Raw genomic sequence first — 25,660 nt, forward strand, 5'->3', positions numbered from 1 at the left:
CTAACCCTTGTATACTGAGGGAAGCTGTGACCAAAAACACCATCATTGGCCGGCTGGAGAGTCTTTCGACAACAGTCGTTGTGGTAGCAGCAGTATCCTTCATCGGCTATTTCCTCGTGCTGGCCATCATGCGTGCTCAGTATCCATTCGAACTGGAATGGATGGAGGGCAGTATGGTTGATCACATCGTCCGCATTCTCCATGGACAGGCTCTGTACTGCAAACCGTCGCTTGAATTTGTGCCCCTTAGATATGCACCCCTGTACTATTATTTAGGAGCGGTGATTTCGTCTGTGATGGGGATTGGATTCCTTCCCTTGAGACTGATCTCGATTATCAGTGCTCTGGGTTGCTTTACACTGATCTACATGATCGTTAAACGAGAAACAGGTTCATGGAAACCGGCTCTTGTTGCGGCTGGCTTTTTCGCAGCCACGTATCCAGTTACAGGTTCGTTTATGGATATTGCCCGAGTGGACTCGCTATCATTGTGCCTTACGCTTGGGGGAATCTATGTCTTCCGCCACACGGTTACGGTACGACAAAGTCTTCTGGCCGGACTTCTGTTTGCGCTGGCATTTCTGGCCAAACAGTCGGCTCTGCCGATTGCCGCCGCCGTACTTCTGAGTGGTCTAGTAAGAGACTGGCGTCACGTTCTTTGGACCGGTAGCACGCTTGCTATAATTCTCATCTTGAGTACGGTCGTTCTCAATATTGCCTATGATGGCTGGTATTCGCTCTACGTGTTTGATCTGGGCAGTGAAATTATCTTCAAAGAGAATCCCTTCATATTGTTGCTGAAGTTAGGGTACCAACTCTTCAAACCGTTCGGTATCGCTATGCTTTTTTCTCTATGGTACCTGTTCAACCGCCTCCATCACGACTTTCGATCAACAGGGATTTTCTTCTTTCTTATGGCAGGTGGAATGATCTGCGCCACATATCTATCGCGGATTCAACCTCACGGTTGGATTAATACTTTCATGCCAGCTGCGGCGGCGTTTGCGATTCTGCTCGGTCTGGCGGTTGACAGGCTCCTGACTATTGTTAAGGATAAATACGGTCAACACACTGTGTGGCACTATGTCCCCTTCTTGCTGATCCTTCAGTTCGGCATACTTACTTACGATCCTCGACCACATCTGCCAACCGCAGAGGATGAGGCTGCCGGATGGGAGCTAATTGCAATGATAGAGTCAATCGATGGCGAAGTATTCCTTCCCTTTCATGGTCATCTTGCATCTATAGCCGGGAAGGGCAGGTATCTTCATTCCCACTCGATTCTAGATTTCACTGGACCTGAAGGAGAACGATTAAGGCAGGCACTCGATCAGGAAATCAAGGAAGCAATCAGCAAAAAACAGTTCGAGACCATCATCCTTGACCGCTACTGGTATATGGAAGAAATTGCGCGTCATTACCGAATAGTTGGACCTGTCTTTAACAAACCGGATGTCTTCTTACCGGTGACAGGATGTAAAGTGAGACCAAGTGCCGTATATGTCATTCGCCAGGACTAATCGTGAAGTCGTCCAGCTTTACAACTATAAAGTTACTTCTTGTTGGTCAGGAACCACTCCACTGTCCGGCGTAAACCCTCCTCAAGCCCGATCTGCGGTTGCCAGCGAAGACGAGTGCGGATTCGCTCTATGTTCAGTACGCGACGTCTGATATTATCAATGTCACGACGATCAATGTGTTCCGGAGTGACATCCTTGCCCATCAGCCGGGCCAGGATCGTAACTAAGTCGGCTATCCGTGTTTCCGTGCCTGATCCCAAATTGAAAACCATACCTTCGCTCTTAGGCGATAACAACGCGGTCAGAGTCGCATCGACGGCATCATCCACGTATGTGAAATCGCGCGTTTGCTCACCATCACCGTGCAGTTTTGGCGGTTTGCCAATATCGATGGCTTCGATGAATTTGGAGATAACGCCGCAATATGGGTTGCTCGGGTTCTGCTTGGGACCATAGACATTGGAATAACGCACCGATGATACAGGCGTTTCATAGGTCTCGTAGAAGGCATGACAGTAGTTCTCCCCAGCCAGCTTGGAAACAGAATACGGCGAAAAAGTATGCGTGCGCTCATCTTCAGTAATCGGGATCATCCGCGGATTACCGTACACCGAAGCCGATGACGTATACACTATACGCTCCACTCCAAATTCCCGCGCAGCCAACAAGACGTTTAACGTCCCGCCAATATTCACGGCATAGTCGCTACGCGGATTCTTCGTGGATACGATGATATTCCGTGCCGCCATGTGAGCTACATAGTCGCTTTCCTTGACCAGCCGGAACACTAAGGTCTCATCGGTTACGGAACCTTCGACAAACTCAAAATCTACTCCTGAGTCGATATTATCAAGCGAGCCGGTGAACAGATCATCCAGGACAGTAACGATGCCACCGCATCGCACTACTCGTTCAACCAGATTAGAGCCAACGAAACCAGCTCCACCAGTTACGAGAACTCTCTTACCGGAAAAATCAAGATCGGTCATAAGCTTATCTCCGCAGCCCAAGTCTCAGGAATACAAGCGGTCGCGCCAAACGCCACCAATCCCGAAACGGCCTCATTTTCGAGTACTGTTTCGTTTCACCTCTATAATACACTGTCACAGGTGCTTCGACAACTCTCACCTCGGATGATTTCACGGCCCGCCACAGAAGGTATGGCTCGAGCTCGTAGGTATTGAGCCAATCCTGATCAAGATTGATAGCATCGTTATCGAGAATAGACAGGAAGAACGCTCGGAAGCCATTGGTACCATCGGTGATCCGGTGTCCCGTGAACACCGTGAACACCAACGAATACAATCGTGTCGTGATCTCCCGGAAAAGAGGTGCATTGACAGTTTTACCCTCTTTGAGCCGCCGCGATCCCTGCACAAAGTCTGCTTCTCCGTTTCTAAGAGGAGCAAGAACGGCGGGCAGTTCCGTCGCTTCATGCTGGTCATCACCGGACATTATAACCGCAATATCAAATCCATTTTCTCGTCCGTAGGTCAGCCCGGTTCTGATACCTGCCCCAACGCCCTGATTCACCTCGTGGCGTATCACCGTTGCTCCTGCCTCGGAAGCTTCCTGCTGAGTATTATCCGTTGAACAATCGTCAACAACGACAATACGATCCACTTCGTTGGTCGCCGTCACTTTGGTGACGACTTTGCCTACCTTCCCCTGTTCATTGTATGCGGGGAGGATGCAAAGGATTTGAGGAGCACGGTTCATATTGATCGCCTTCACATTTGTTTGCTCGTCACCTGCGCTATTGATAGCTCAGTTAGTTTAATGCAAATCTCCTCGTTACAACCCGAGGGGCGAGGAAGGAACAACAAGCCCTTCGGATCTGAAGGTTGTCTTAAGTCTGCCATCCTTGTTGAACATGCCAACATGCAGGGTGTAAGCCCCCGGTTCCAAGGAAATATCCCGCTGGCAAAACAAATATTCGCCTATTATCGCCTGGCTAGTGGATCTGGCCGGATGAATGTCCAGGTTTATCATCTCCGACATGGCTTTGCTGTTCGATCCATCTTGATTGGTCTCAGAAAAAGCATGCACGAAACAGTTGTAGTCCTTTGCCAATCGCTTGCCGATACGGAGAGCTACGAGGAGTTGCTGCCGGCCGGATTCCTCGCTCGGCAATATCTTCAATGCAGCCAGTTCAATATCCTCACCAAACTCGCAAATTGGTCGTAATTCGATCCAAGTCTCAAGGTTCTGTCTGACTTCGTCCAAAAACGGAAGTAACGAATCACTCTTATTACTGTCAAGGAAACCTATGGCCAACTGCAACCTGTTGAACTCCGAACTGGTGGCAATGAAGGATGATGTGTCGTACTCTTGGACAAATATCTCAATTACCGAACCGGCGGGAGCATGAACGGCAAACATACCCTTGTCATGTTTTCGCTCAAAATAGCGAGATTGTACCGTCGTAGTATAAGGAAACTCTATGCGTAGCTTTATATTCTCGCCGGGAAAATACAATGGATACATATCATAATAAGTAACTTGATTGGAATCATCGGCCGGAAAGAAGAAGTAATCTATCCGGTCAAAGCGGTTTTGTTTTAGCAATAGTGCTACTTGCTCCTCACTATCAATAGTACTGAGGTACTTTAGAAATGCAATTCTCTGGTCGTACTGAGCTGAAGCATGAGCTGTAGCGCCGTTGGGACAGACAAAAAGGTAATAGGGAAGGTATACTGCTTCCACATATCTATTCGTGAGAAAGACGCTACCTTTGTAGTCCACCGATCTAAAAACATCCAACTCGTGTTCCCGCACAAAGTCATTTATTCCCCACTGGTAGTTTCTGTCCCCCCGGATCTCCGAGTGCCCGTTTCCTATGTACAATAGGGCCAGGACTCCAACAGCTATCAGAATCTTGCCGAACGAAGGTATGCGGCGGTTGATCAGGCGAACTAGAAACACCAAGCCGTATCCCGAAGGCACAGCAAGGAATACCGACATGAGACCAGTGAGTTTTCTGGTTTGTATTGATAACCCATTAAGATTGCAAATGCGCTCCACCAGATAGAGGGACAGTATTCCAAGCAACAATAGAATCATCCCAGCGGCTGCCCTGTTGCAATTCCTGGCGCCGAGATAACCAAGCCCAATCAAGTTGATCAGCGAACCCAGGGACGCGGCAAAATATGGATTCGAAAAGCTTATATAACTAAAACTGAACCATCTGTTCTGCATTGAAACTGCGCCGTGTTGGATGATGCTGACGAGTAGTGGTAGCCAATAGACAGCTGAGAACACAGCCACAATTACCGCCACAGCCAGCATATGGCCTAACCCTGGTGACTGGAACGAGGCTTTCCCTCTTGTTAGTAGGATAACCAGCGGGCGAATAATAACGGCCATGATCCCGATGAAGAACCAGTAGTAGAAGGTCATGAAAATCAACGCACCCGATAAACCGGCGGCAGCATACCAGAGTCTGTCCTTGTTCCTGACTCGCTTCACGTCTTCCACGAAATAGAGCCACCATGGAATAAAGAACGAGGCCGCGATGTATTCATAGTACACGAAATCGAAGTAGAGATCCTTCATGAATATCGTCAGCACCACCACTACAAGTGCAACCAGACTATTGGCCACTCGTTTCCAACAAATGAACAGGGCTGCCGGCCACAGTGCGTAGATGACGAAGTAGCCGTACTTGATCGTTTTGTATCCTTCGAAATCAAATAGCCAGGCTAGTTTGCCAGAGACATAAAACCAGAGCGGCGGATAGAAGGATGGAAGGTCCTTGAAATACCAATCTTGGAAGATAGAGGAAAAATCACGAAACTTGGTCACAAGGGCAAGCCTATTGCCATTGTCACCCCACTGCCCGCCGTACCCGAAGTCAGTTCCCTTGTACAACAAAGCGTACGTTACCACGAAGTAGACAGACAAAGTTCCAATCCAGGACCAGAGCTTCCAGTTGCGACTAATATCAGAATAGCCTAATAATACAACGGATGCAATTGAGAGCATCAGCCATATTTTAGCCATCACCAGGTCACGCGATTTTTCTATGGAATCATGGTCATAGTACCCGCCACCACAGTCGATGAAATATGCACCGACCACCAGATAGGCAACCAAAAGGACGGCAATTGGGATGTGCCTTGCTGTCATAAAATCTGCCCGGTTCACTTGATCCACCAGTCTGTCCAAAATGGTCGTCGTTGCAACTCTCGTCTCCCTCCGCCTTCTTTCATCAAAGGTATGATTTAGATTCCGAAGAGCAACATCTATTTGTGATCAGATCGAATACTCCCCCCCAACGACAAAGCCGCCCCCGAAAAGGGGCGGCTTATTGTCCAGGGCCGATTGTGGTGGTCGGCTAATTCAGGTAGGCCCGCAACGAACGGCTGCGGGAAGCGTGACGCAGACGGCGAATCGCCTTCTCCTTGATCTGGCGCACGCGCTCGCGAGTCAGCGAGAAACGAGCCCCTATCTCCTCCAGCGTCAACGCCTTTTCGTAGCTCAGCCCGAAGTAGAGGTTGATCACCTCAGCTTCACGGACTGTCAGCGAATCAAGCGCTTTGTCAATCTCCAGCCGCAGCGAATCTTTCAACAGCGATTCGTCCGGCGGTGGTTGAAACTCGTCCTCCAGAACATCGATCAGAGAGTTGTCCTCAGACACCGAAAAAGGCGCATCAAGTGACAGATGCGAATTTGAAATCTTTAGTGTGTCGGTAACTTCTCCTTCGGTCAGTTCCAGTTCTCGGGCGATCTCTTCCGGCGACGGCACTCGTCCTAGCCCCTGCTCGAGCCGGCTGGAAATCTTCCCGATCTTGTGTAACGTCCCTACCCGGTTTAGTGGCAGCCGGACAATACGACTCTGCTCGGCAAGAGCCTGCAAAATCGCCTGCCTGATCCACCAGACCGCGTAGGAAATGAATTTGAATCCACGGGTCTCATCAAACCTCTTGGCTGCCTTGATCAGGCCGATATTGCCTTCATTGATCAAGTCCGCCAGAGAAAGACCCTGATTCTGGTACTGTTTGGCCACCGAAACAACGAAGCGAAGATTGGCTTTGGTAAGTGCTTCCAGGGCTTTTTGATCGCCCTGCTTTATCTTTCGCGCCAACTTCACCTCTTGCGCGGCGTTGATCAGAGGTGTTTCCCCTATCTCGCGGAGATACAGATCCAAAGACCGATCTTCATCGCGATACTTTAGGGATTGTTTAGCCACTGTTTACGACTATTCCTTCCTATAGAAGTTAGCTGTAAACCGCTAACGGGTTACTTTCCGCCATAACTGCACGGCGGAATATCTTTATCATGGTCGCAGCACCTTACGAGCAATCGTCCCATCCGGCTCCTGAACTATCAAGGGAACTCGACGGGATGCTCGACTCAGCTGCCGAGCGACCTGTTCTACATCTTCAATTGATTCTACCACTACATCATTAATCTGCATGATGATCGTACCGCGTGCGATCGATGATCGATCGGCAGGGCTCCCGGACATCACGCGACGAACAAAAACTCCGGGAATATGTTTGAATTGCAAGGCATCGGATATCTCTTCCGTAAAGGTCAGTAGCTCCATACCCTGCCACTGATAAACCTCAAAATCATCAGGCTCTGAGTTTCGAGGATTCGAGGCCAAAAAAGCATCCCGATCACTAATGGAAGCCACCACGCTTTCTCTTATACCCTCACGGATCAACTCGATTCGTACCTTATCGCCATCCTTGACCGTTGATACAAATACCGAAAGCTGCGCGGCATCGTTGACCTCCTGGCCATCAAAAGCAGTAATGATATCACCGTTCGTGATACCCGCTTGCTCGGCCGGTGATCCGGCAAAAACGGAGTCGATAATCACTCCGCGGACTGCATCAAGTCCCTGTCGCTTGGCCTCTCGTTCGGTAACGTTGCCCAGGTAAATACCCAGCCAACCTCTATGAGCTCGACCGGTCGCAATTAGATCAGGTACAATTGATCGGGCCAGATTAATGGGAATGGCAAAACCGATCCCAACTGAACCACCCGTAGGCGACGAAATAGCCGCGTTTACACCGATAGCCTCTCCAGCTAAGTTGAGTAGCGGTCCTCCGGAATTACCCGGGTTGATGGAAGCATCGGTCTGGATATAATACTGATAGTAGGGCGTGTCATGACCAAAATTGAGCTGACTTCGACCGACCGCCGATATCACGCCAACCGTAACAGTACGATCAAGTCCCTGCTGCGGGAAAGGATTACCGATTGCTATCGACCAGTCGCCTACCTTCAGATTGTCCGAGTTGCCAAAAGGAATAAAAGTGATATCTTCTTCCGGCTCGACTTTGAGAACCGCCAGATCGGTCTGCGGATCCGCTCCCACCAAAGTGGCGTCATAATGAAAACCGGTCGCTGTCCGTACCGACATTTTGACTGCACCCTCAACTACATGGTTGTTGGTCAAAATGTATCCGTCCTCACGAAAGAAAAACCCGGATCCGGATGATGTTGAAAATCCGGACTGACGAAGCCACCAAGGCTTGTTCTCCTCTCTGGATCGGGCCGAAATATTGACGACTGCATTCTGGACACGCTCCACAACCCCAACAAAAGGGGACTCGATCACTCCATCGTTATCTACCAGAGGATAGGTGCCGGTCTGGGCTATATTGCTGTAGCTCTGAGCACGAGACGGAATAGATAAGTCTAGAGCCGATGAAATCACCAGCCCAACAACGGTTCCGATCACAATTAGCGAAACCACGGCAGACCACTTACGCCCCTTATTGACTGACGATTTTGTCAAATGACCAGACCTACTCAATTGCCACAATCCTCCGCATACACAGCCTCGTAATATACAAAACTTCTCATTCAAGTCAAGCTTAGATTAGAGAAATATTCACATCCTGTTCCATATATATTTAACGCACGAAAGAGTCCAAATGATTCAAGAAAAATGCCCGGTTTACTCATGATCGCTGAAATTTCAAATCTGGTCCGATTTAGCTCAGGCACAAAACGAGCCGCAAATTGTCCTTGACGAATGGAACATATCGCTTATATTTGCAAGCTTAACTTTATTAAATGGATTATTGGATTTACAGATGAAACGTACTTTTCAGCCATCTAACAGAAAGAAACTTAACGACCATGGATTCCGGGCGCGTATGGCTACACCGGGTGGTCGCAGAGTATTGGCTCGTCGTCGTGCCAGAGGAAGAAATAGACTCGTCGTCAAGGTTGGTCGCAAGAAATAAGCTTCCCCGTCGCGAAAGTCTCAAACACCGACGTGACATTCAGAAGCTATTGCGACTGGGTAGACGTGTTTCCACACCAGGATTCCGCTTGTTTTGGGAGCCTTCGGAGACTTTTGCCTACGCCTTGATCGTGTCTCGAAAGCATGGGAACTCCGTACACCGCAACCAGCTTAAGCGATATTTCAGGGAGGCTATCCGGCTCAATAAGGGACTGTTGGCAAACCCGGTCCGGATTCTGGTATTGCCCTCGCTCAGTGCTGGTGCAACTGGAGCAGTTGCCATAAATGCCGAAATATCACGTACATTCAAGCGGCTCGGACATGTCAAGAGATAGATTGTCGCCTATAGCCTGGTTGCTTCTGGCGATTATTACGCTCTACCGCTATACGCTGTCTCCGTTATTCGGAGGATCCTGCCGATTTGAACCTACTTGTTCGCGGTATGCCGCCGGGGCGATTCGGCATCATGGAGCATGGCGCGGGAGCATATTGGGCGTACGACGCGTGCTCCGATGCCACCCGTGGCACGAAGGAGGATATGACCCGGTTCCAGGAGATACTGGAGATCTCAGTTAAGTTATTGAAACACACTGTATCAGGGAAGAAATCTTGGACAAGAAAACACTACCGCTGATCATCCTGCTGGTCGCAATTATTCTGTTTTACTACCCGATCTTGGAATTCCTCGGGTTGTATACACCAACAGAGCCGGTTCCACAATCGGACCAAACACAAGTAGTTACCGACTCCATTGCCGCTACCCAGGCCGGTCGGCAGGCACAGGAGCAGACGCCCCAACCATTGGCAGAGACGGGCGAGCTGGTCCCGATCCTGTCTCAATCCACTGATCTGGACACGATTGGGGTTGATACGATTGTAATCTCCACCAATAAGTACTCGGTGCTGCTTACCAGTTACGGTGGGGGACCAATTTCGATGAAGCTTCTGGAGCACCACTACCGTAACGGCGAGCCCATTGAGATGATGCCTGAGGCGGATCTCGCTGGTCCGGATGCTGTCTTTGCCGGTGGGACATTTTCTTCAGCAACACTACATTATGGTTGCAATCTGACACCGGGACAGTACGATGCGACTCATGACACTCTGGAGGTTGTGTATGCTTTTGTGTCACCCGATGGCGGAGTCATGCGGAAGCGGTATCACTTCTATCCCGACGCCTATCATTACGGCTTTGCCCTTGAAGTAGAAGATCGCGAGAAGTTGGGGTTTGAACGTCAGTACGCGTTGATTTGGAATACGCCACTGGGAACTACCGAGCAGCAGCTCGACAAAGATTACGGTGCTATGCAAGCGGTCGCAATGCAGTCAGGATCGCGAGAGGCACTCGATGACTTCGAGGGTGACACGCTTAATCAGTCGCTCGAAGGCTACACGACTTGGGTTGGCGTGCGATCGTTGTATTTCACGGCCATAATGATTCCGCAGGGGCGTCAAGCTGATCTCGCCTTGGGCTATGGCAGCAAGCGCCAGATTTCAACTCCCGACGGCAATGTCGAACAGAAGCGTATCACCGCCGGATTGGTTATGCCGTTCGCCGGTGTTAGTGGGTTTGTGGATAGCTTCACTGTCTATGTGGGGCCGATGGATTACATGTTAATGTGGGACTACGATGTTGACCTGGAAGCGATGCTCGACGTTGGCACCGCTCCTTTCTTTGGCATGATCCTCCGACCGTTCGCTATCGCCATCATGTACCTGTTACCGAAACTGTACGACGTTATCCCCAACTATGGGCTGGTGATTATTCTTTTCGCTCTCATTGTGAAGATCATCACACTACCGCTCTCAATGAAACAATTCAAGTCGATGCAGGCCATGAAGGACCTGGCACCTCAAATAGAAGCGCTTAAGAAAAAGCACAAGAAGGACGCTCAGGCACTGCAGCGCGAAACGATGAAGATGTACAAGACGCATGGTGTCAATCCGATGTCAGGCTGTCTCGTGATGCTGCCGCAGATGCCTCTTATGATAGCTATGTTCCGAGTTTTCCAAGCGACGATCTTACTTCGAGCGGCACCGTTTGTTGGCTTTGTGGATGATCTGTCGCGCGGTGCTTCCGGCTTTACCGATCCGTATATCATCCTGGTGATTTTCATGGTCATCACGCAGTTCATTTCGTCCAAATTGACTATGGCCTCCAGCCAGCAGCAACAGAAAGCTCTGATGTATATCTTTCCTCTGATGATGGGCTTCCTGTTGTACAGTCTGCCGTCGGGATTGATTCTTTATTGGACTGTATTCTCGCTAATGTCACTGTTGGACTGGTTCCTTTTCAAGCGAAACAAGTTGAAGAATGTTGAGGTCCAAACGTCCTGAGGACAAAGAAAGTGGCGCTCGCGGGAGCATCTCTCCCGATACTATTGCAGCCATAATCACGCCTCCCGGCGAGGGTGGCATCGCCGCGGTGCGTCTGGCCGGCACGCGGAGTGTGGATTTGCTGGAAAAGCACTTCCGGCCCATCACTAAGAGTGCTCCCAAGCCGTTCCTGATGCGCTTGGGACATTTTCTCGACCCGGATGGTGTGACAATTGACGAAGTAACAGCGGTTTATATGCCACAGGGGAAATCTTACACGGGTCAGGAGCAGGTTGAGATATTCTGTCACGGTGGCCGGATGGTCGTTGAGCTTATCCTGAACGAGTTACTGGCCTCCGGAGCACGGGTGGCTGAACCAGGCGAGTTCACCAAACTAGCCTTTTTAGCTGGCCGCATTGATCTTACCCAGGCAGAGGGAGTGGCAAGCGTCATAAGCGCCAACACCAGTCTATCGCATACGGTGGCACGGGAGCACCTTCTCGGAGCATATACAGCTGAAATTGGCGCCCTTCGGGAGCAGATTACTTCCCTGATGGCCGAATTTGAGGCTTCGATTGACTTCGCTGAGGATATCGAGCCAGCAGGCATGGATTGTACCGTGGAATCTCTGAACGCTCTGCGAGAGAGATTGACAGGTCTTGTGAAAACATATGTGGCAGGAAGGCTACTGAAAGAAGGCTATAAAGTGGCTATAGCTGGAGCGCCTAATGCTGGCAAATCGTCCCTATTTAATCGTCTTTTGCGGCGAAGGCGAGCACTTGTAACCAGGACAGCCGGAACTACGCGCGATTATCTTTCTGAGTGGCTTGATGTTGGTGGTTTTCCGGTAAATCTGATCGACACTGCCGGACTTCGCAGTGGCGGTGGTCAGATTGAACAAGCCAGCCATAAGGCAGCTCGGAAAGTGATAGACTCGGCCGATTTGATACTGTGGGTAGTTGATCTATCACGTCGGGATTGGAAACAAAGCCTGAAAGAATTCACCGGCCATCTCGCAAGTAACCGTATCATAATGATAGGTAACAAGATAGACCTAATTCATAAGGTGCCACGGATACTGCCACCGCTTACCATGGAGAACACACTCTGTGTGTCATGTCAGACCGGCAAGGGGTTGAAAGCACTCAAGAAAGCTATTCTTACACGAATGCAGCTTCGTATGCCTGATTTGACTTCGGGACTGGTGGTCACATCAGCTCGACATCGACAGAAACTAGATCTGGCTGCAACGGCGCTCAAATCAGCGACGGAGCAAGTCAGACAGGGTGAGTCGCCGGAGATTGTGGCCTTTACCTTGCACCAGGCAATCACCCCCCTGGACGAGATCACCGGCAGAATATATAATGAGGAAATCCTCGGTGAGATATTTTCTAGGTTCTGCGTTGGCAAATGAGCACAGGCGCTTTTCAAGTTGCAGTAGGAGTGAACATGCGCCCCCAGCAGCGCCCTTCGGGCGTTTCACGTGAAACCCACGTATGGGCTGTTTTCCTCATTGAGGGTAATACTCTGAGAGATGATTGGAGAATGGAAACTGAGAACTGCTGACTTTGACATAGTGATTGTTGGCGGAGGGCACGCTGGTGTGGAGGCTGCTCTCGTCGCCTCACGGATGGGGCGACAAGTCGCTATTGTTAGCATGGATAAATCCAAATTGGCATTAATGTCCTGCAATCCAGCTGTTGGTGGTGTAGGTAAGTCACAATTGGTCACAGAGATAGATGCACTTGGGGGGCTTATTGGTGAAGCTGCCGATGCTACTGGTATTCAATTCCGCAGGCTCAACCTGTCGCGCGGCCCGGCTGTCTGGTCCACCCGCATTCAGGTTGATCGCATCGCTTACAATCGGTTCGTGGTCGATAGAATTAAGCAGGACAGCCGTATCACAATTATCGAGGGGCTTGTAGGCAAGATTGTAACGCGGGACGAAACTGCGGTAGGAGTAGTATTCGAAGACGGTCACGAGGTGGCTGCGAAGGCGATAGTAGTCTGCTCCGGTACGTTTTTAGGAGGGTTGATTCACATTGGGGAGAAACAGATCCAGTCCGGACGGATGGGAGAACCAGGTGCTTACGCCCTGACAGATTCGCTGAAGTCACTCGGTTTTGAAATCGGAAGACTGAAAACAGGTACGCCCCCGCGACTTGATGGTGATACTATTGATTTGTCCCAATGTACGGTCCAGTTAGGCGAGGCTCCCGCGCCACTTTTTTCTCATCGCTCACGCAACAGAGACCTCGAACAAGCATGCTGTCATCTGACTTATACGACAGCCCATACCAAAGAGATCGTCAGCCGCAACAGAACGCTGTCGCCCATGTTTTCGGGACAGATACATTCCACCGGTCCCAGGTACTGTCCATCAATCGAGGATAAGTTTTACCGTTTTGCAGACAAGGACCGCCACCAAATCTTCCTCGAACCTGAAGGAAACGGTACTAACGAGATATACCCCAACGGTTTCTCTACGGCCCTTCCGGAGGATGTACAGCGAGAAGCGATAAGAACTATTACCGGGCTGAGCGAAGTCCGCCTGACCCAACCGGGGTATGCTATCGAGTATGACTATTGTCCAGCTCACCAGATCAGACCTACTATGGAGACGCGTCGGATTGCTCGTCTCTATCTGGCGGGTCAGATAAATGGGACATCCGGCTATGAAGAGGCGGCAGCTCAGGGACTTTTGGCAGGTATCAACGCGGTGCTAAGTATTGAGGGTGAATCACCCTTCGTACCGGACCGGTCGGAGGCTTATCTTGGGGTGATGATCGATGACCTGACTACTCGATCGACAACTGAGCCGTACCGCATGTTCACTTCGCGCGCCGAGTATCGTCTGGCACTCAGGGAAGATAATGCCCGTGACCGACTTTGTAAGTATGCTGAGCAGTATAGCTTAGTCCCTGCTCAGGAATCAGACGTGTTCCGAGCGCTGCAACGCGAGACGGAATCTTGTATCGAGTCTCTCAAGAAAAAGCGTGTGCGTGTTGCTGACCTTGGCGAGTATGGCCACCGCTTTCAAAGAACGACTAATATAAGCCTAGAGAATCTGCTCAAACAGCCCAATGTTCCTCTCGATAGCGCGCTGGACCTATTGGAGAAGCTCGATGGAGATGTTAGTGTGAATCGGGAGGTGCTTAAACGGGCAACGATATTCATTCGCTACTCCGGCTACATAGATAAACAACAGCGCGAGATTGACAAGTTCAAGAAAGCCGAGGCGGTGGTTATCCCCGACGATTTCAACTATGATGAAGTACCAGGACTGAAGACGGAGGCACGACAGAAGTTCATCCGTTATCGTCCCGACTCTCTAGGCCAGGCCAGTAGAATAGAAGGCATCACACCCGGTGATGTGGCTATCCTATCGATTTTCGTTTTTCGCCAGAAAGAAGGAACCTGATGAGTGATGCGACCGTTCCCTGCCGCTATGTGACGAACGAGCTGCTCTCCCGTCTCGATCCATCCTGTCGACTCGAAGAATTCTTCGCGCTCCTCACCAAGGAAAACGAACGAGTCAACCTTGTTTCACGTGAAACAATCGGAAGTGGACTCCCTCAGTTGGCGGCCGAGTCTCTTGTTCCACTTGAATCGGTCGACAGAGATTCGTTCGAGCGCTATCTTGATATCGGTTCTGGTGGCGGGTTCCCTTCAATACCAATCCTGCTCACTTCTGAGATCACACAGACTACGCTCGTTGAACGCACTCAGAAGAAAGCCACTGCTTTAAAGCGCATGTCTGATGCGATGAACCTGAATGTCCATATCGCTCCGGTTACTCTCGAAGACCTTCCACAGTCCGATGTGCGCTACGATCTGATTACCATGCGATTGGTCCGCCTGACACCCCGTCTGTTGCGCCGCATCATTCCCCGACTATCGCCAGGTGGAGTGTTTATTTATTACGCGCAGTCCGATCTTGTCGTACCAGACGATTCGGTCACATCCAGAGTCGAAAGCTTCCAAGATGAGCAGGAACGAATCAAAAACGTCACTCTCTACTGCCGGAAGGTTTAGCATCCTCCCACATTTTAGTTGATTATCTGGTAGTGTCCCGCTACTATACTCCCCAAGATAGAACACCGCGTGGATTCTCTCAACAAGGAGTGTTGGTTGGCCAGAATAATCGCAGTCGCAAATCAAAAAGGAGGAGTGGGTAAAACCACTACCGCCGTTAACCTCAGTTCCTGTCTGGCAGCCGCCGAATATAAGACCTGCCTGGTCGATATGGACCCGCAAGCCAATTCTACCAGTGGAGTTGGTGTTGACTCTAAAAACATCGAATTGTCGATCTATGATGTTCTTATTGGCAACCGATCTTTCCTTGAGGGTGTGTGCGAGACTGAGCTGGCCTATCTACACTTGATGCCGTCATCGATATCATTGGTCGGGGCGGAAGTGGAGCTGGTCTCGATGATGTCGCGAGAGAGTCGATTAAAATCTGCTCTGGCGACTATTACCGACGAGTATCAATATATCATCATTGACTGTCCGCCGTCACTGGGATTACTGACTATTAACACCCTGACCGCCGCCGATTCGGTGATTATCCCCATCCAATGCGAATACTACGCGTTGGAGGGTCTCGGACAATTAGTGAACACGATCAAGCTTGTTCGCGAGAATCTTAATCCGGATCTTCAAATCGAAGGTGTTCTTCTCACCATGTTTGATCGACGACTGAACCTTTCGCGCGAAGTTCAATCGCAGGTGCGCGACCACTTTGAAAGCAAAGTATATAATACTGTGATATCAAGGAACGTTCGTTTGTCGGAGGCGCCATCGTTTGGCAAGCCGATTATTCTATACGACATTCTATCCACCGGAGCCGAGAATTATATGGCTCTCACAAGAGAGGTGGTGGGACAATGAAGAAGGTAGTACTTGGAAGAGGGCTTGATGCGCTCATTCCGACCGAGTCAACAAAGCAAGTTGACGACCGCAAATTCAAAACAGTAGTTCTTGATCGGATCGCACCGAACCCGATGCAACCCCGTCGCGATTTTGATGACGAGGCGTTGCAGCAATTGGCTGCTTCGCTGACCCGCGATGGTGTCATGCAACCCCTGGTAGTTGTACAAAATGGGTCCACGTTTACTATTATCGCTGGAGAACGTAGATTCCGGGCAGCTCGTCTGGCCGGACTCAATGAAGTACCGGTTGTAGTAATGAAGGACATCGACGAGGGACGCATGCTCGAACTCGCTTTGATCGAGAACCTGCAGCGTGAAGATCTGAACGCTATCGAGGCGGCTGAGGCGTATCGTTCGTTGATGGAGAAGTGTAACCATACCCAGAGCGAACTTGCCTCTCATGTCGGCAAGAGCCGGACCGCTGTGGCTAACGCTATACGATTATTGTTACTCCCGGAATCTATCAAACAGTTGGTACGTGCCGGGCGTCTCAGCGAAGGTCACGCCCGGACAATGCTTGCTCTTGATAACGAAGTGGAGATGCTGCATCTTGCCCGTCGCATTGAAGAAGAATCAATGTCGGTACGTGATGTCGAACGACACACAACCAGGGTTCGACGCCGACCGGCCACGCGACGACGGGTGCCTGCTATCGCAGAGATGGAGTCATACCTGAAGCAGTTGATGGGAACTTCGGTGCGAATTGTTACCGGGCGAAAGAAGGGGCGGATTGAGATTGAGTATTATGGCACCGATGATCTCAACCGCCTGTTAGAGATGTTCCAGAAACTTGGATAGTAGACAATGGGAGAACCGAAGTATGTGACAATTATGTTCGTGCCTGATGGCGCCCAACCGCGAAGAGGTCTTCGTGTGCGGCAATGGCTGGTGCGTTTGGCAGGTTCGGTACTTGTTCTGGTAATCCTGGGCATGATTGTCTTCTTTTCTACCTATTCCGGGATCATAGGGCGAGCAGCGATGACCGACCGTCTCCGGGAGGAAAACGAAAGACTGAAACAGTACTACTATAAGGTGCAATTGCTCGAACAGAATCTTATTCAGACGCGGCAGATGGTAGGTCGAATGGCTGAACTGGCCGGAATCGATTTTGAATTCCCACAGTTGCCCGATGATGAAACAATCTTCGAAGCTCTGGACAAGCCACACCAGGCCGTAGTCGAAAGACCGGGAATTGTCGATCTGACCATACCAAGTGGATTGCCAGTGCAAGGGTTTATCAGTCAGGATTTCAACCTCGACGACCCCAACCATTACCATCCCGGCATCGACATCGCCTGCTCGGAAGGTACCCCTATTTTGGCCACGGCTGCTGGAGTAGTGTCTTTTGCCGCCTTCGACAGTACCTATGGTTTCATGGTCGTAGTTCGCCACAGCGACACTATAACAACCCTGTATGGCCACAACGATAGTCTGCTGGTAGAGGTAGACCAGGCGGTATCAGCGGGTAGTCGGCTCGCATTGTCCGGCAGCACTGGACAATCGACCGCGCCGCATCTGCACTATGAAGTGAGAATAAACGACAAACCCATAGACCCGTTGAGAGAACACTGAAATGAAAAAACTAAATGGCAGTGACACGGAAGGCCTGATGAATACTATTATTGGCAAAGACACTGTGATTACCGGCACAGTGGATGTGAAGGGAGCGCTGCGTGTTGATGGCTCAGTCAAGGGCAAGATCATTTGCTCTGACTGCGTCACCGTTGGCTCCACCGGTATCGTGGAAGCTGAAGTGGAATCAAAGACCGCCATCGTAGCCGGCAAAATGCATGGCGACATTGTCACCACTGAAAAAATCGAACTGCAGACCAATTGCGAGATGGACGGCGATCTCCGCACAAAATCGTTGGTGATTGAGCAGGGAGCATTGTTCTGTGGAGCCTGCAACATGAAGGGTACTAAGCCAGACCTCGGCTTTCTGCCACCACCGGTGGAGAAATCGGAAAAAGTAGCTGCGTCCGATAAAGCAAAGGGTAAGTAGTTTCCACAGGTCTTGATCGGAATGTGGAAAACAGAACAAAATTGTGAACAACATTATATCCCGTTGATACACCACAACATAAGATGTATAAGCATGGAGCTTGTTGACCTGTTTTCCACATTGTATACTGAGATGTAAGAGGCTGGAAGTTAGCAAGTTAGAGAATACAGATACAGCATTGGATCACACAGAGGACGCCAAACCCCTTGATTTCAAGGTATTTTCCGGCTTCGGTCGCCACGCACGAAACGCCATCGACTCATGTGGCCAAGCGGGATCATCTTGCGCGTTCTCCCAAAGACCCTCGAAACCACTCGCAACCCTCTTGATTCTATAGAATTACAGGGATATGCCGATCCCTTGGCGAGTATAAGGCGAACAAGACTAACACTGGCAACAGACAGCCGGCACCAGACTACCAATTTGGAGGTTCATAGATGACATCATCTGACTCGTTTTCCGATACAGAGGCAATGAAAAACCTGAAATTAGCTCATCAGAAAATCAAGGCTGAGATCGGCAAAGTGATAATCGGTCAGGACGAGGTGGTCGAACAGTTGCTGATTTCGTTGCTGTCGGCGGGGCATTGTCTGCTTGTGGGCGTACCCGGTCTGGCCAAAACGCTGCTAATATCAACTCTTGCCCAGGTTCTCAACCTCAAGTTCAATCGCATTCAGTTCACACCCGATCTGATGCCGTCCGATATTACGGGCACAGAAATAATCGATGATGACCGTACCACCGGCAAACGAGCGTTTCGTTTTGTCAAGGGTCCCGTCTTTGCCAATATCATTCTAGCCGATGAAATCAACCGCACCCCCCCCAAGACTCAGGCCGCACTGCTTCAGGCGATGCAGGAACATGAAGTTACCGCTGCCGGTGAGACGTACAGTCTCGAGGAGCCGTTCTTTGTCCTGGCGACACAGAACCCGATTGAGCAGGAAGGTACCTACCCGCTACCGGAGGCGCAACTTGACCGCTTCATGTTCAACGTGTTCGTCGATTACCCCAGTGACATTGAGGAACGAGAAATCGTGAAGTCAACCACGGCGATTCTTCAATACGATCTTAACCCGATTCTTGGCGCTGAAGACATTATTGCCTTTCAACAACTTGTGCGCCGGGTACCGGTGTCGGATCATCTGGTCGAGTATGCGGTCGCACTGGTGCGAGCCACCCGACCAAGCGAAGCCAACGCCCTCGACTTTGTCAAAAACTGGGTCAACTGGGGTGCGGGACCTCGCGCCTCGCAGTATTTGATCCTGGCTGCCAAGACAAAAGCCATTCTCGATGGTCGTCCAACACCGGGACCGGAGGATGTTCGCTTTGCGGCTTATCCTGTGATGCGGCATCGGATCGTGACTTCGTTTAATGCTGAAGCCGACGGCGTCGATACTATGGAAATCATCCGCCGTATACTGGAAACGGTGAAGGAGAAGTCTTAGAGTGGTATGGCCACTTCAAATGGGGCAGACGGGGGCGTCTGCCGCCCACGAAATCATTCGTATACTGCAAGTATCGGTAATGTTACCCAACCAGGCGATGCCTGTGAGCGGAGTCGAAGGGCGACACTGTCTGGAGTCCCGGTGAATACCGACCATCGCAAATATCTCGATCCCGAAATCGTCTCCAAACTCAAGGGGATGGAGATGCGGGCACGTATGGTTGTCGAGGGGTTTATTGCCGGGTTGCATAAATCCCCCTACCATGGTTTCTCGGTCGAGTTCGCCGAACACCGGCAGTACATGCCGGGCGATAACATCCGCGACATTGATTGGAAGGTTTACGCCAAAAGCGACCGTTATTACATCAAACAGTACGAGGAAGAAACCAATCTCAAGGCTTACCTGCTGCTGGATTGCTCCGCCTCTATGGCCTACCAGTCGGGCGACCGGATACGCAAACTCGACTACGCCGGCCTGGTGTGTGGTGCGTTGTCGTACTTGATGCTGCGCCAACGCGATGCGGTCGGGTTGGTGACATTTGACGACACCATCCGGCGTTACATTCCGCCGCGCTCCAAGTCGGGACACTTGCATGTTCTGCTAAACGAGATTGCATCACAGACTCCCAGCGACAAAACTGATATTTCGGTCACCCTGCACGAGATGGCCGACCGGATCAAACGGCGCGGGTTGGTGATTATTCTTTCGGACCTGCTGGATGACGCCTCGAAGATTATCAGTGGGCTGAAACATTTCCGCTATAATAAGCACGAGGTGATTGTCTTTCATATTCTTGATCCTCGCGAGCGGGATTTTGCATTCCCGCGTGAGGCGGTGTTTAAGGATATGGAGACAGGCGATGAGATTACTACTTCGCCGTACCAGATCAGGGGGTCATTTGGCAAAGCGGTCCGTGCTTTCTCGGACGAAATCGCCTCCGCCTGTCGCCAGGCCAATATCGACTATCATCCTATTGATACTGCGATGCCCTTCGACAAAGCGTTGTATGCGTTCCTGGCTAAGAGGGAGCGGTTGTATTAGGGGGGGAGGAGCGCCAGCTACTTGATTAAAACCACTTTCCTGGTTGCGGTTTCCTCACCGCTCTGAACTCTGACCAGATAGACGCCACTGGAGTACTTCCCGGCTTCCCATGAATACTGCCTAGCCCCAGGACCTTCCGTACCCTCGAACAGCGTTGTGACTTTCTGCCCCAACAGATTGAAGATCTCTACGGACAAAGTTGATCTGCGGTTCAGAGTGATCGGGATTGTCTGTGTTGCATTGAACGGATTAGGATAAGGCTGATGGAGCAAGAAGTTTCGGGGCAAATGTGAATCATCAGTTTCATCATCAACGCCGGTTGAGACCCCCACACTGTAGATGGAGACTTCGTTGCCATTCATGATTACCAAAGCTGGAATGCCATCATTGTAAGTATAGTCCCAGAACATCTCGCCGGGAGGAAGATCACAACTATCAACAGGAGTTCCATCGTCGATGCTGAACATCACCATCTTGCCTTCACTGGAGAGAGCAATAAACTTCCCATGGTAGCTCGGGTCGAAAGCAAGAGCATGATACCCGCTTTCTGGCATAGCCCAAGCCAGCTCGGACGAATCTGTCGAAAAGACGCGATGCATTATGAGATTCGCCCCCGATGTATCCATTATCGGATCCCCGCCAAGGCTTTCGGAACAATACTGATACCAACTGTGAACACTGACAACTTCCAGTACGGACTCATCGCCGCTTATATTCCCAGCACAATAAGCTCCCTGCGAATTCAGAAAGGTTCGGTAATGACCGTAGCAGTGCTGCGGCTCGAAATAGCTAATGCTTGGGCCTGAAATGCCGTCGCTGTTAAATATTATTGGGAAAATATCTTCCGATTGTTCATGTACGAAATGGTCGATCGCATAGGCTGTTCGGCGACTGGCGATGACAACTGCATCCTCCGCATATTGCCCGAGCCGGGCATCGCTTATTTCAAACTTCCCACGCCAAATAAGAGAGTCGGGAAGTGAGTGATACAAACGGGTAGATCCGACCACTTGCTCGGCAGTGCCAGCCCACAGTGAGTCAAACGAAAACAGAACTTCGTTGTACCCGTCGCGATTGATATCAAACGCCTTTAGATCTGTAATGAAGTGTTGCATGAGGATCATGGTTTTATTTACGGATACATTGAGCGGGGATACTGCAACGAAACCGGAGGATCCATCGAAAGTGTTTAAGGTAATCACCCATGTCGAGTACGTACCCTCCGCATAAGTGCCTATCACCACGTCCGGAACGGAGTCGCGATTGACATCAGCAAACAGAATCTGGCCCAGGTATGCCTCGGTAACCTGGTATTGGAATAGAATCGAATCCAATGCGGGTGAATAGAGAAGCACGTTCTCTCCCTCCGAGATCAACAGCTCCATTAGTCCGTCACCATCAATGTCATTGAACTTCACATACCGAATGTCTTGTGCCAGACCGGGAACAACATACGTGGCCTCCAGCTTCAGACTGACTGATGCGTTAGAGGAAGATATTGCTACGAGAACAACAACCCCGATCTGGAAAGCCTGCTTGAACAACATAGAAATCCCCTCAGATATGTTTCTCTATGGATAATATACTTATACAGCCATTATTGTCAACTAGTGATACCCTCCCCACCCAATGCGCCCTTGCCCCGGCCACATCAACGGCATATATTCACTCTCACCTTATAAGGAGAAGGCGATGAAACCGAAGAAATGCCGCGCCCCGCGTGGGACCAAGATATCGTGCCAGGGGTGGCATCAGGAAGCCGCCTATCGAATGATTAACAACAACCTCGATCCGGCCGTGGCTGAAAATGCGAAGGAGTTGATTATCTATGGCGGCATCGGTAAAGCAGCCCGCAACTGGGATTGCTATACGGCTATCTGTCGGTCGTTGAAATCTCTCAAGAACGATGAAACCCTGCTCGTACAATCAGGCAAACCGGTGGGAATATTCCAGACCCACGACTACGCCCCGCGAGTGTTGATCGCCAACAGTAATCTCGTGCCTGCCTGGGCGACATGGGATGAGTTCCGCCGGCTTGATGCACTGGGACTAATGATGTTCGGTCAGATGACGGCCGGAAGCTGGATCTATATCGGCGCACAGGGGATTATTCAGGGAACGTACGAATCATTTGCCGCCGCGGCGGACAAACATTTTGACGGCGACCTGTCCGGACGCTGGATTCTCACCGGTGGCATGGGCGGTATGGGTGGCGCTCAACCGATGGCGGGGACTATGGCCGGAGCATGTATTCTTGTGGTCGAAGTTGACGAAGCGCGGATAACCCGCCGAGTAAAAGAAGGTTTTTGCGACATCAAGACTCGCTCTCTCGACAAAGCGCTTAAGATGATCGATGAGTTTACATCGCAGAAAAAAGCGGTGTCAATCGGACTGGTTGGCAACGCGGCGACTATCTTCGCAGAAATATACCGGCGCGGGATTAGGCCCGACATTGTAACTGACCAAACCTCGGCTCACGACGAACTAAATGGTTATGTTCCCGAAGGGTACAGCATGGCCGAGGCCAAACGTCTTCGCAAGAAAGACCCCAAAGGATATATCAAACGATCCTACAAGGCGATGGCTAAGCATTGTGAAGCGATGATCAAATTTCATAAGGGCGGGAGTGTGACCTTTGACTACGGCAACAACCTTCGCGGTCAGGCCAAAACGGCCGGAGTGAAAAACGCTTTTGCCTATGAAGGTTTTGTGCCGCTGTTCGTTCGTCCGCTATTTTGTCAGGGACGGGGACCATTCCGATGGGTGGCGCTCTCTGGCGATCCGAAAGATATTCACACTACCGACAAAATCATCCAGCGCGAGTTCAAACATAATCATTCCCTGATGCGCTGGATCAAGATGGCTCACGACCGCATTCCGTTTCAGGGATTGCCTGCGCGTATCTGCTGGTTGGGTTACGGAGAGCGGGCGCGGTTCGCCGACATCTTGAACACGTATGTTAAGAAGGGTAAAATCAAGGCTCCGATTGTTATCGGGCGTGACCATCTTGATTGCGGTAGCGTGGCTTCTCCTTATCGCGAGACTGAAGGCATGATTGACACCAGCGATGCGGTTGCTGACTGGCCGTTGCTCAATGGAATGCTTAACGCTGTCTCAGGTGCGTCGTGGGTGTCGATTCACCACGGTGGCGGAGTCGGAATGGGCAATGCCATTCATGCCGGGCAGGTGATTGTGGCCGACGGTACGGCAATGATGAAGAAACGGCTCAATCGTGTTCTGACCAACGATCCGGGAACCGGTATAATGCGCCATGTTGATGCCGGTTATGACGATGCTGTCAAGTTTGCGAGGAAACACAAAGTCAAAATCCCAATGAAGAAGAAGTAGCATCCAGCTTGAGTGAATCCTGGGATTCTCTATCGATCTGGTAATGAAACCATGAGTGAAAAGAAAGCAACGCTCTTAATCAAGAACATTGGTCAATTGGTTACGATGGCTGGTCCTTATCCGCGTCTCGGTCGTAAGCAACTCAATGATATCGGCCTGATAAAGGACGGCGGCATAGCCGCTGCCGGGGCTGAGGTTCTCGCGGTCGGACACTCTGACGAGGTGGAAGGGCAAGCCCCTCTGGCTGAAGGATGTGTTGTCATTGATGCTAAAGGGGCGGTGGTGACGCCGGGGCTGATCGATCCGCACACCCACCCCGTGTTCTCTATGACCAGAGAAAAAGAATTCGAGATGCGTATCGCCGGCAAAAACTATATGGAGATCGCTCAGGCGGGCGGGGGTATTCGCGCTTCGGTTCGCGATCTGCGTGAAACCCCAAAGAAGACATTGCTGGAGAAAACAAGAAAACGGCTGGATCGCATATTACGATATGGCGTGACGACAATCGAAGCAAAATCCGGGTACGGTTTGTCAATGGAAGCAGAGCTGAAACAGCTCGAAGTGATCCGCGATCTGAACCAGACCCACACCATTGACCTGGTGCCAACCTTTCTGGGTGCGCACGAGATCCCCGACGAATACCGGGATCGTCGCGACAAATATATTGAACTCATCAACAACGAAATGCTACCAGCCGTGATGGAAAGCAAGCTTGCGGAGTTCTCCGATATCTTCACAGAAGAAGGCGTTTACGACATCGAAGAATCACGGTGTATCCAGCAAGCTGCACGGCAGGCAGGACTGGGATTGAAGTTTCATGCCGACGAACTAAAATCGGTCGGCGGTGCGGAGCTGGCAGCTGAGATGGGGGCGATTTCAGCTGACCATCTGGTTTATATCTCCGATAGCGGCATCAGTGCGCTGGCCAAAGCCGGCACCATAGCGGTACTGTTGCCGGGTACGACTTTTTCGCTGGCCGGTAAACAGTACGCTCCGGCGCAGAAGATGATTGATGAAGGAGTGGCGGTGGCGCTTTCGACCGATTGTAATCCCGGTTCGAGTTATAGCGAGTCGTTGCCGTTTATGATCTCACTGGCCGCCCTGGAAATGAAGATGACGGCAGCCGAGGCATTGTCGGCAGTAACGGTCAACGCCGCCTGCGCTATTGATCGCGGAGGAAAGATTGGCCAGCTGCAAGTCGGCATGCCGGCCGATATAGTGATCTGGGAAATGGCTGATTATCGGGAACTACCATACCACTACGCTGTAAACCTGGTAGCGCAAGTTATCAAGGGTGGGCAGATGGTGGTGGGGGCATAATGCGAAGGAAAGGTATGAAGTCCAGTACACTGACCGTCCTGACGGTGATCCTGACCGGCATCGTGATGGCATTGGCCTCTTGCGGTGTCTATACTTTCAATCCCCGGGGGAAATCTACTATTACGTCAGTTGCGGTTGAGCGATTTGAAAATGAAACGCCCGAGTTTGGTTTGGCCGATCGCATGACAGATGACGTTATTGATGCTTTTATCGCCGATGGCAGTATGAAGATTGTCTCAGCTGAAAATGCCGAGGCCATCCTGGTCGGTTCTCTGGTGCGATACGACCGCCGTCCACACGAGTTTACCCCGGAAGACGAAGTGATTTCATACGCCGTGACTATGGATTTTGATATTCTCCTAAAGAATTCGAATGATGGGTCCGAAATCTGGAAAGAGCGGATCAGTCAACAAGGAATCTATAAGGTCGATGTAGAAAGCGAAGAGGACGGACAGCAGACTGCTATCGGCCTGCTGGTGGAAGCGATCATTAATAAGACAACCAAGAGTTGGTGAACGTCCTTACCGATG

Annotated in this window: 23 protein-coding genes; 17 read left to right on the forward strand and 6 right to left on the reverse strand. The window is 50.7% G+C overall.

The features are described from left to right. The first annotated feature begins 26 nt into the window (after window positions 1–26). The gene (locus tag KOO62_07505) at window positions 27–1,520 is read left to right on the forward strand and encodes a glycosyltransferase family 39 protein (GenBank protein MBU8933838.1); all 1,494 of its coding nucleotides are present in this window, start codon (window positions 27–29) and stop codon (window positions 1,518–1,520) included. Window positions 1,521–1,552: 32 nt separating this feature from the next. Here the strand turns inward: KOO62_07505 and KOO62_07510 are convergent, their stop codons facing one another. The 5 genes from KOO62_07510 to KOO62_07530 all read right to left on the reverse strand — a co-directional run bounded on the left by KOO62_07510 (window position 1,553) and on the right by KOO62_07530 (window position 8,274). Next, the gene (locus KOO62_07510; protein MBU8933839.1) at window positions 1,553–2,509 is read right to left on the reverse strand and encodes an NAD-dependent epimerase/dehydratase family protein; all 957 of its coding nucleotides are present in this window, start codon (window positions 2,507–2,509) and stop codon (window positions 1,553–1,555) included. Window positions 2,510–2,513: 4 nt separating this feature from the next. Then, the gene (locus tag KOO62_07515; protein MBU8933840.1) at window positions 2,514–3,239 is read right to left on the reverse strand and encodes a glycosyltransferase family 2 protein; all 726 of its coding nucleotides are present in this window, start codon (window positions 3,237–3,239) and stop codon (window positions 2,514–2,516) included. A 75-nt stretch (window positions 3,240–3,314) separates the two neighbouring features. Further along, window positions 3,315–5,648, reverse strand: a complete 2,334-nt coding sequence (locus KOO62_07520; GenBank protein ID MBU8933841.1) for an arabinofuranosyltransferase — start codon at window positions 5,646–5,648, stop codon at window positions 3,315–3,317. 208 nt (window positions 5,649–5,856) lie between these two features. Further along, window positions 5,857–6,711, reverse strand: a complete 855-nt coding sequence (locus tag KOO62_07525; protein MBU8933842.1) for a sigma-70 family RNA polymerase sigma factor — start codon at window positions 6,709–6,711, stop codon at window positions 5,857–5,859. Between the two features lie 87 nt (window positions 6,712–6,798). Then, entirely contained in the window at window positions 6,799–8,274 is a 1,476-nt protein-coding gene (locus KOO62_07530; GenBank protein ID MBU8933843.1) for a trypsin-like peptidase domain-containing protein, read from the reverse strand. A 301-nt stretch (window positions 8,275–8,575) separates the two neighbouring features. On the opposite strand from KOO62_07530, the gene rpmH reads away from it, so the two are divergent. From rpmH to KOO62_07595, 13 genes are all read left to right on the forward strand, one after another. Beyond that, window positions 8,576–8,728 carry a 50S ribosomal protein L34 gene (rpmH, locus tag KOO62_07535; GenBank protein ID MBU8933844.1) on the forward strand — a complete coding sequence of 51 codons (153 nt, stop codon included), beginning with the start codon at window positions 8,576–8,578 and terminating at the stop codon, window positions 8,726–8,728. Continuing rightward, window positions 8,712–9,062, forward strand: a complete 351-nt coding sequence (gene rnpA / locus KOO62_07540) for a ribonuclease P protein component (protein MBU8933845.1) — start codon at window positions 8,712–8,714, stop codon at window positions 9,060–9,062. Before rpmH ends, rnpA begins: the two co-directional genes overlap by 17 nt. Next, complete coding sequence (yidD, locus tag KOO62_07545; GenBank protein ID MBU8933846.1) at window positions 9,049–9,303, forward strand: membrane protein insertion efficiency factor YidD; 255 nt, start codon at window positions 9,049–9,051, stop codon at window positions 9,301–9,303. Before rnpA ends, yidD begins: the two co-directional genes overlap by 14 nt. Window positions 9,304–9,336: 33 nt before the next feature. Then, complete coding sequence (yidC, locus tag KOO62_07550) at window positions 9,337–11,064, forward strand: membrane protein insertase YidC (protein ID MBU8933847.1); 1,728 nt, start codon at window positions 9,337–9,339, stop codon at window positions 11,062–11,064. Next, on the forward strand, window positions 11,042–12,457 hold the full coding sequence (gene mnmE / locus KOO62_07555; protein MBU8933848.1) for a tRNA uridine-5-carboxymethylaminomethyl(34) synthesis GTPase MnmE: 1,416 nt from the start codon (window positions 11,042–11,044) through the stop codon (window positions 12,455–12,457). Before yidC ends, mnmE begins: the two co-directional genes overlap by 23 nt. Before the next feature lie 120 nt (window positions 12,458–12,577). Next, window positions 12,578–14,464 (forward strand): tRNA uridine-5-carboxymethylaminomethyl(34) synthesis enzyme MnmG, encoded by a 1,887-nt coding sequence (gene mnmG, locus KOO62_07560; protein MBU8933849.1) that lies wholly within the window; start codon window positions 12,578–12,580, stop codon window positions 14,462–14,464. Continuing rightward, entirely contained in the window at window positions 14,464–15,078 is a 615-nt protein-coding gene (locus KOO62_07565) for a class I SAM-dependent methyltransferase (GenBank protein ID MBU8933850.1), read from the forward strand. The genes mnmG and KOO62_07565 overlap by 1 nt, the downstream gene beginning before the upstream one ends. 96 nt (window positions 15,079–15,174) lie before the next feature. Next, window positions 15,175–15,933, forward strand: a complete 759-nt coding sequence (locus tag KOO62_07570; GenBank protein ID MBU8933851.1) for an AAA family ATPase — start codon at window positions 15,175–15,177, stop codon at window positions 15,931–15,933. Further along, window positions 15,930–16,772 carry a ParB/RepB/Spo0J family partition protein gene (locus KOO62_07575; protein MBU8933852.1) on the forward strand — a complete coding sequence of 281 codons (843 nt, stop codon included), beginning with the start codon at window positions 15,930–15,932 and terminating at the stop codon, window positions 16,770–16,772. Before KOO62_07570 ends, KOO62_07575 begins: the two co-directional genes overlap by 4 nt. A 6-nt stretch (window positions 16,773–16,778) precedes the next feature. After that, window positions 16,779–17,546, forward strand: coding sequence for a M23 family metallopeptidase (locus KOO62_07580; GenBank protein MBU8933853.1), 768 nt, complete (start codon window positions 16,779–16,781; stop codon window positions 17,544–17,546). A 1-nt stretch (window position 17,547) separates the two neighbouring features. Further along, window positions 17,548–17,976: a polymer-forming cytoskeletal protein gene (locus tag KOO62_07585; protein ID MBU8933854.1), complete on the forward strand. Its 429-nt coding sequence runs from the start codon at window positions 17,548–17,550 to the stop codon at window positions 17,974–17,976. A gap of 437 nt (window positions 17,977–18,413) precedes the next feature. Next, complete coding sequence (locus tag KOO62_07590) at window positions 18,414–19,421, forward strand: MoxR family ATPase (protein MBU8933855.1); 1,008 nt, start codon at window positions 18,414–18,416, stop codon at window positions 19,419–19,421. Window positions 19,422–19,427: 6 nt separating this feature from the next. After that, window positions 19,428–20,462 (forward strand): DUF58 domain-containing protein, encoded by a 1,035-nt coding sequence (locus KOO62_07595; GenBank protein MBU8933856.1) that lies wholly within the window; start codon window positions 19,428–19,430, stop codon window positions 20,460–20,462. Between the two features lie 17 nt (window positions 20,463–20,479). On the opposite strand, the gene KOO62_07600 is transcribed toward KOO62_07595, so the two are convergent. Then, complete coding sequence (locus tag KOO62_07600) at window positions 20,480–22,009, reverse strand: T9SS type A sorting domain-containing protein (protein MBU8933857.1); 1,530 nt, start codon at window positions 22,007–22,009, stop codon at window positions 20,480–20,482. A 145-nt stretch (window positions 22,010–22,154) separates the two neighbouring features. Between KOO62_07600 and hutU the strand changes: the two genes are divergently transcribed. The 3 genes from hutU to KOO62_07615 are packed head-to-tail and all read left to right on the forward strand — an operon-like array spanning window position 22,155 to window position 25,645. Then, entirely contained in the window at window positions 22,155–23,810 is a 1,656-nt protein-coding gene (hutU, locus tag KOO62_07605; protein MBU8933858.1) for a urocanate hydratase, read from the forward strand. Between the two features lie 51 nt (window positions 23,811–23,861). Next, complete coding sequence (gene hutI / locus KOO62_07610; protein MBU8933859.1) at window positions 23,862–25,130, forward strand: imidazolonepropionase; 1,269 nt, start codon at window positions 23,862–23,864, stop codon at window positions 25,128–25,130. After that, the gene (locus KOO62_07615; GenBank protein ID MBU8933860.1) at window positions 25,130–25,645 is read left to right on the forward strand and encodes a hypothetical protein; all 516 of its coding nucleotides are present in this window, start codon (window positions 25,130–25,132) and stop codon (window positions 25,643–25,645) included. Before hutI ends, KOO62_07615 begins: the two co-directional genes overlap by 1 nt. Window positions 25,646–25,660 lie beyond the last annotated feature (15 nt).

This window comes from Candidatus Zixiibacteriota bacterium, from assembly GCA_019038695.1.
In the GTDB taxonomy this organism is placed as follows: Bacteria; Zixibacteria; MSB-5A5; order GN15; family FEB-12; genus B120-G9.